Genomic DNA, 6,453 nt, shown 5'->3' with positions numbered 1-6,453 from the left:
TGGGATTGAACCAGTGACCCCTACCGTGTCAAGGTAGTGCTCTCCCGCTGAGCTAATCGCGCCTGGTGTGGCGGTCCTGCAGCAGACCCCGAAGGGCCCGACGTGCGCGATACTGGGATTGAACCAGTGACCCCTACCGTGTCAAGGTAGTGCTCTCCCGCTGAGCTAATCGCGCCTGGTGTGGCGGTCCTGCAGCAGACCCCGAAGGATCCGACGTGCGCGATACTGGGATTGAACCAGTGACCCCTACCGTGTCAAGGTAGTGCTCTCCCGCTGAGCTAATCGCGCGGGGAGGTCTCCCGGTGGAACCGGGTGATCCTCTTGGAGGTGGAGACGGGATTTGAACCCGTGTACACGGCTTTGCAGGCCGTTGCCTCGCCTCTCGGCCACTCCACCAGGCAACACACGAAGAACGATCTTACACTGTTCTCCATCGAGCGGACGACGAGATTCGAACTCGCGACCCTCACCTTGGCAAGGTGATGCTCTACCAACTGAGCCACGTCCGCCTGTCTCCCGGGATCTTCACCGCTTTTCTTCGGCTGCGCTCCCTGGCGACGTGTTGAACTCTAGCGGATTCCCGGGCCAGCTAAAAATCCGTTCCCGCAGCGTGCCGCGGGGATGCCCGCCGAGCGCCCTCCCGGGGGCCGTCCGACGGGGCCACCGGCCCCCACCAGCGGCGGTTCCGGATGATCATCCGCGGGCCACCCGGCGCACACCCGCGCGACGCCCGCCGCTGCTCACGCCCCCTACGGCGCAGCCCCGGCACCCCTGAGCCCCCTGACACCCCCGACCTACACTTCAGGCACCGCAGCCCAGCCCCACCCCGTGCAGGAGAACCGTGTCCGGCCAGCCCGACCCCCTCAGCCCGCTCGCCCGCTTCGGCGGCCGCCTCGCCACCGGGCTGCGCGACGTGACCTCGGACCCGGCGGCCCTCGACTCCTCCGGCTTCTGGGCCGTCGCCTACGACTTCGAGGGCCGGCTCACCTGCGCCCGCTTCGACGACCTCCGCCCCGCCCCGGCGCCCCCGTCCGGCGCGGGCTGGCGCGGACCGGCCGCCGACGGCTGGCACAGCTCCCTCGACCGCGCCGCCTACACCGCGGGCGTCCGCCGGATCCGCGAGCACATCGCGGCCGGCGAGGTCTACCAGGCCAACCTCTGCCGCGTGCTCACCGCGCCGCTGCCCGACCCGGCCCGCACCGACGTCGACGCCCTCACCGGACTCCTCGCCCACGGGAACCCGGCCCCCTACGCCGGAACGATCCGCCTGCCCGCGCACGGCGTCGAGATCGCCACCGCCTCGCCCGAGCTCTACCTCCGCCGCGACGGCGGCACCGTCTCCTCGGGCCCGATCAAGGGCACCGGCCGCACCGAGGCCGACCTGCTGGAGAAGGACCACGCCGAGAACGTGATGATCGTCGACCTGGTCCGCAACGACCTCGGCCGGGTCTGCGAGACCGGCACGGTCACCGTCCCCGACCTCTGCGCCGTCGAGAAGCACCCCGGCCTGGTCCACCTGGTCTCCACCGTCCAGGGCACCCTGCGCGCGGACGCCGGCTGGCCCGGGCTGCTGGACGCGACCTTCCCGCCCGGCTCGGTCACCGGCGCCCCCAAGTCCAGCGCCCTGCGGATCATCGACGCCCTGGAGACCGCCCCCCGCGGCCCCTACTGCGGAGCGGTCGGCTGGGTCGACGCCGACCGAAGAGAAGGCGAACTCGCCGTCGGCATCCGCACCTTCTGGATCGACCGCACCGACCCCGGCGCACCGCTGCTGCGGTTCGGCACCGGCGCCGGCATCACCTGGGGCTCCGACCCCGAGCGCGAGTGGGCGGAAACCGAACTGAAGGCCGCCCGCCTGGTCGCGATAGCGTCGGGCGCCGGAACCGACTGAGGACCGCGGCGCCCCACCCCCTGCCCGGTCCGACGCCGGACCCACCCACCCCGCGCCGGGGCCGCACCGCCCCGCCACCTCCGCACAACCGCCTTGAGGAGCAGCCCTCGATGCAGCACCCGACCACGAGCTGGGTCAACGGCGCACTCGTCGACTCCGCCGACGCCGCCGTCTCCGTCCTCGACCACGGACTCACCACCGGGGACGGGGTCTTCGAGACCCTGAAGGCCGTCGACGGCCAGGTCTTCGCGCTCACCCGCCACCTCGACCGGCTGACCCGCTCCGCCCGCGGCCTCGGCCTGCCCGACCCGGACCACGACCTGGTCCGCGAGGCCTGCGCCCAGGTCCTCGCCGCCAACCCGATGCCGCTCGGCCGCCTGCGCCTCACCTACACCGGCGGCGCCGCCCCGCTCGGCTCCGAACGCGGCGACGACACCCCCACCCTGGTCGCCTCCCTCGGCACCGCCACCCGCCGCCCCGACACCACCGCCGTCGCCGTCGTCCCCTGGCGCCGCAACGAGCACAGCGCCGTCGCCGGCCTCAAGACCACCTCGTACGCGGAGAACGTCGTCGCGCTCGCCGCGGCCCACCGCGTCCGCGCCTCCGAGGCACTGTTCGCCAACACCGCCGGCCGGCTCTGCGAGGGCACCGGCTCCAACGTCTTCGTCGTCCTCGGCGGCCGGCTGCTCACCCCCACCCTCGCCTCCGGCTGCCTGGCCGGCATCACCCGCCGGCTCGTCATCGACTGGTGCGGCGCCGAGGAGACCGACCTGCCGCTCGAGGCGCTGCACGAGGCCGAGGAGATCTTCCTGACCTCCACCCTGCGCGACGTCCAGGCCGTCACCCGCGTCGACGACCGCGAACTCCCGGGCCCCGGACCGGTCACCGCCAAGGCGATGGCCGTCTTCGCCGAGCGCAGCGGCGACGACCTCGACCCCTGATCCGCGACGGTTCGCCGGTCCGGCGGATAGAACACCCGCGCGGTGGGGAAGGGACCCCGACATGACGACCACGCTGCGCCCCGAGGGCCCGGAGTCACCCACCACCGCCGGCGGCCGCACCAGACGCTGGCAGATCTGCGCCAACGGCCGCCCGGTCGGCGCACTGCGCACCACCAGCGTTCCCCGCGGCCCCCAACTCTGGGGAGAGATCTCGGAGTTGGAGGTCAGCGAGGGCCGCGGCCGCGGGCGCGGCACCTTCGGCGCCCTGGCCGCCGAAGAGGTCCTGCGCAGCTGGGGCTGCTCCCGGGTGGACGCCGACATCCCGGAGGCGGCGCTGCCGGCCCGCGGCCTCGCCGCCACCCTCGGCTATACCGAGCGGATGCGGAACATGGCCAAGCGCCTGACCGCCGCACCCGCGCTGCCCGCCGGCCTCCGGCCGCGCCGGATCGACGCCGAGGACTTCCCCGGCTGGCTCGCCGAGGCGAAGGAGGGCTACCTCCGCGACCTGGTCTCCTCCGGCCTCGACGAGGCTCAGGCGCGCGCCAAGTCGGACGCCGACCACGTCCACCTGCTGCCGCAGGGCGCCGACACCCCCGGCGTGGCCCTGCGCCGCCTCTACGGGGACGGGGACGGCCCGGACCCGCTGGGCGCCCTCTGGCTGGCCCTGCGGGTCCGCGACCTGCCCGACGGCGGGCCGCTCGCCTGGGTGATGGTCGTGGAGGTGGCCGAGGCCCACCGGGGGAAGGGCCACGGCCGCTCCCTGATGCTGCTCGCCGAACGCGAGTGCCTGGCGGCGGGCGTGCACGACCTCGGCCTGAACGTCTTCACCGGCAACCAGGTCGCGATCCGGCTCTACGAGTCACTCGGCTACCGGATCACCAACCGGGTCTACGGCAAGCCGCTGCTCTGAAGCGGTACTCCGAGCACGGCAACGAAGTTGACGGCGCATCAGGAGGCGTCAGGACGCCTTCGCGGCCTCGATGACGGCCCTGATCCGCTCCCGCAGGCCGTCCTGGCTCTTCCCGCCGTCCAGCCGCTGCCCGGCGATCACGTACGTCGGCGTACCGGTGACCCCGATCGCCTTGCCCTCGGCCTGGTCGGCGTCCACGATCAGCGTGTGCCGGCCGTCGACCAGCGCCGTGTCGACCTCGCCGGCGTCCACCCCGACCTCGCGGGCGACCTCCAGCAGCACCTCCTCGCCGCGCGCGTCCAGCTCCCCGACCCGCGCCAGCAGCGCCTCCACGTACGGCCAGCCCAGCCCCTGCGCGAACGCCTCCTCGGCGGCCTGCGCCGCGGCGTACGCGTGCTTGTGCTTCTCCAGCGGGAAGTGACGCAGCTCGATCGCGAGCGCGTCGCCGTACTCGGCACGCAGCGCCCGTACGTCGTCCAGGGCGGTGCGGCAGTCCGGGCACTGGAGCTCGCACCAGAACTCGAGGCGGGGGAGGGAACCTTCGATCATGTCCCCAGTGTTCCACTAGTGGGCCCGGCGCCGTTCCGGCGGTGCGCCCGGGTGCCGGTCCGAGCGACGGGAGGTCCGATGACCGGAACGACCAGGATGACCAGCACGTCCGGCCCGGCCCGGGTGGGGCCGTGCTGACGGCGGCCGTCAGCTTCGCGCTCACCGCCGCCGGGGTGGCCGTGGCCGGGCTGCGCGCGTACCGCCGGCGCTACCTCTCCGCGACCCGCTGGTTCGCCGTGGCGCTGCTGCCGGCCGGGCTCTACCTGACCGGCCTCTTCCCGGTGGCGCGGACGATCGGCAGCGAGATCGCCGACTGGGCCACCGCGCTGGTCTTCGACCCGCGCGTCTGGACGGGCATCGCGCTCCTCGCCGTCTCGGCCGGCCTGCTGGCCACCACCCGCTGGGTGGGCCGCCGCGCCGTGGACCACGCCGAGCCCGGCCCGGCAGCCACCGGACCGGCCCCCGCACGGCCCGCCGTCCCCGCTGCGCCCGCGCGACCGCCGGCCGGGAAGGCCGGGAAGGCAGGGAAGACAGGGAAGGCCGACAAGCCGGCGAAGGCCGGGAAGCGGGACGACGGACTCGGCGGCGAATTCGCCGACATCGAGGAGATCCTGCGCCGTCGCGGCATCTGAGCACCACGGCCGGCCCCAGTACCCCCAGCACCCCCGGGCGCCTCGGGAGTCCCAGGGACCTCAGTGGCTTCAGGCCGAGGTCACGGCCTCGGCCTCGGCCGAGCGCTGCCGGGCCCGGTAGGCCGCGACGTGCAGCCGGTTGCCGCAGGTGCGGCTGTCGCAGTAGCGGCGGGAGCGGTTGCGCGAGAGATCCACGAAGACGCGCGCGCAGTCCGGCGCCTCGCAGCGGCGCAGCCGCTCGCGCTCGCCCGCGGTCAGGATGAAGGCCAGCGCCATGCCCAGCTCGGCCGCGAGGTGGTCGTGCAGCGCGGCGTGCGGCGCGAAGTAGTGGATGTGCCACCCGTGGTGGTCGTGGTTGGTCAGCCGGGGCGTGGTGCCGGCGTCGGCGACCAGGGCGTTGACCAGCTCGGCGGCCTCGGCGGTGCCCTCGGTGCCGAACACCTCGCGCAGCCGGGAGCGCAGCTGGTGCACGTTGCGCAGGTCGTCCTCGGTCAGCGAGTCGACCTCGCTGATCTCCTGGCGGACCACGAAGGCGTCCAGTGCGGCCACGTCGGGCAGCAGCTCGGTGCCGCACACCTCGGGTGCGGTGTTGAGCAGCTCGACGAGGATGCTCAGCGCGCACTCGGTGTCATGGGTGATCAGCACGTGGGGCTCCTCGCGCGGAGGGGGCCGTCGGCACCCCGCGTCTACGGTCAACCCAGACCTTACCGGCCCCGCCGCGCCCGGCGGAGCTTCTCCCGAAGGGCCGTGCGCCCGCTGCACGTCCGTACGGGCCGGCCGGGGCCGCCCGGCTGCCCGGAAAGACGGCGGCGCCCGGCAACGAGGCCGGCCACCCGTTGGATGGCCGGCTCCGGTGCCGGGCGCCTGCGGTGCCGTGCCCGCTCCGGATGGGAGCGGGACCGTTCACCGGCCCCGAGACCGCGTCGTGCGCGGCTGAGTCTGCGGCCGTGCCCCCGAGTAGGACGGCTGCGGTGTGACGGCAGGAGGTGCGGCCCCGTCGACAGCGGGGCGTGACCGCCTTCCGGTCGGGGTCAGCTTTCGGCGAGGATGTGGGACAGCTCCCGGTCGAGGTCGAAGTGACGGTGTTCGGTGCCGGGGGGCACGGCGGCGTCCGTCCGCTTGAGGAACGACTCAAGCGCCCGGGCCGGGGCCTCCAGCAGGGCTTCTCCTTCCGGAGAGCTCAGCGCGATGCAGACCACCCCTTGCCCGTGGCTGCGCGAGGGCCACACCCGGACGTCGCCGGTACCGGTGGGTCGGTGCAGCCCCTCCGCAAGGAGATCTCGGGCGAACACCCACTCCACGGTCTCGTCGGCGCCGGTGTGGAACGTGGCGTGCACGGCATAGGGGTCGGCGGTGTCGTAGCGCAGGCCCGCGGGGACGGGCAGTGATGACTCGCTGGACACGATGAGGCGCAGGTGCAGCTCGCAGCTGACCGTGGTGTTCATAAGCGCCATGGCCTTTCGCTCAGTGTGCGCTCGGGGAATCGCACGTCGGCGAACGGACCATCCCACCTCCGGGACCGATGTAAAC

7 protein-coding genes and 4 tRNA genes are annotated in these 6,453 nt (G+C 73.6%); 4 read left to right on the top strand and 7 right to left on the bottom strand.

Annotation, left to right across the window (positions count from 1 at the left end; translation table 11 throughout):
• Window positions 1-103 precede the first annotated feature (103 nt).
• The 4 genes from ABZ885_RS01355 to ABZ885_RS01340 all read right to left on the bottom strand — a co-directional run bounded on the left by ABZ885_RS01355 (window position 104) and on the right by ABZ885_RS01340 (window position 509).
• Window positions 104-175, bottom strand: a tRNA-Val gene (locus tag ABZ885_RS01355).
• Between the two features lie 41 nt (window positions 176-216).
• Window positions 217-288: transfer RNA gene (locus ABZ885_RS01350), tRNA-Val, on the bottom strand.
• A gap of 34 nt (window positions 289-322) precedes the next feature.
• A tRNA-Cys gene (locus ABZ885_RS01345) sits at window positions 323-396 on the bottom strand.
• A gap of 40 nt (window positions 397-436) precedes the next feature.
• Window positions 437-509, bottom strand: a tRNA-Gly gene (locus tag ABZ885_RS01340).
• 332 nt (window positions 510-841) lie between these two features.
• Here ABZ885_RS01340 and ABZ885_RS01335 point away from each other — a divergent pair.
• The 3 genes from ABZ885_RS01335 (at window position 842) to ABZ885_RS01325 (ending at window position 3,742) form a co-directional block, all read left to right on the top strand.
• Window positions 842-1,891 (top strand): chorismate-binding protein, encoded by a 1,050-nt coding sequence (locus tag ABZ885_RS01335; protein ID WP_360181808.1) that lies wholly within the window; start codon window positions 842-844, stop codon window positions 1,889-1,891.
• Window positions 1,892-2,001: 110 nt separating this feature from the next.
• Window positions 2,002-2,832 (top strand): aminodeoxychorismate lyase, encoded by an 831-nt coding sequence (locus ABZ885_RS01330; RefSeq protein ID WP_360181805.1) that lies wholly within the window; start codon window positions 2,002-2,004, stop codon window positions 2,830-2,832.
• Between the two features lie 61 nt (window positions 2,833-2,893).
• Window positions 2,894-3,742, top strand: a complete 849-nt coding sequence (locus tag ABZ885_RS01325; protein ID WP_360181802.1) for a GNAT family N-acetyltransferase — start codon at window positions 2,894-2,896, stop codon at window positions 3,740-3,742.
• Between the two features lie 48 nt (window positions 3,743-3,790).
• On the opposite strand, the gene ABZ885_RS01320 is transcribed toward ABZ885_RS01325, so the two are convergent.
• Window positions 3,791-4,291 carry a DsbA family protein gene (locus tag ABZ885_RS01320; RefSeq protein WP_360181799.1) on the bottom strand — a complete coding sequence of 167 codons (501 nt, stop codon included), beginning with the start codon at window positions 4,289-4,291 and terminating at the stop codon, window positions 3,791-3,793.
• A 131-nt stretch (window positions 4,292-4,422) separates the two neighbouring features.
• On the opposite strand from ABZ885_RS01320, the gene ABZ885_RS01315 reads away from it, so the two are divergent.
• Entirely contained in the window at window positions 4,423-4,923 is a 501-nt protein-coding gene (locus ABZ885_RS01315; protein WP_360181796.1) for a hypothetical protein, read from the top strand.
• Window positions 4,924-4,992: 69 nt separating this feature from the next.
• Here the strand turns inward: ABZ885_RS01315 and ABZ885_RS01310 are convergent, their stop codons facing one another.
• Both ABZ885_RS01310 and ABZ885_RS01305 read right to left on the bottom strand, forming a co-directional pair.
• Window positions 4,993-5,568 carry a CGNR zinc finger domain-containing protein gene (locus ABZ885_RS01310; RefSeq protein ID WP_360181793.1) on the bottom strand — a complete coding sequence of 192 codons (576 nt, stop codon included), beginning with the start codon at window positions 5,566-5,568 and terminating at the stop codon, window positions 4,993-4,995.
• A gap of 386 nt (window positions 5,569-5,954) precedes the next feature.
• Window positions 5,955-6,368, bottom strand: a complete 414-nt coding sequence (locus tag ABZ885_RS01305; protein ID WP_030056266.1) for an SsgA family sporulation/cell division regulator — start codon at window positions 6,366-6,368, stop codon at window positions 5,955-5,957.
• Window positions 6,369-6,453 lie beyond the last annotated feature (85 nt).

The organism is Kitasatospora sp. NPDC047058, from assembly GCF_040643935.1.
Taxonomy (GTDB): domain Bacteria; phylum Actinomycetota; class Actinomycetes; order Streptomycetales; family Streptomycetaceae; genus Kitasatospora.
Note: the sequence above shows the minus strand (reverse complement) of the source record. Positions and strands in the feature narration are given on the sequence as shown.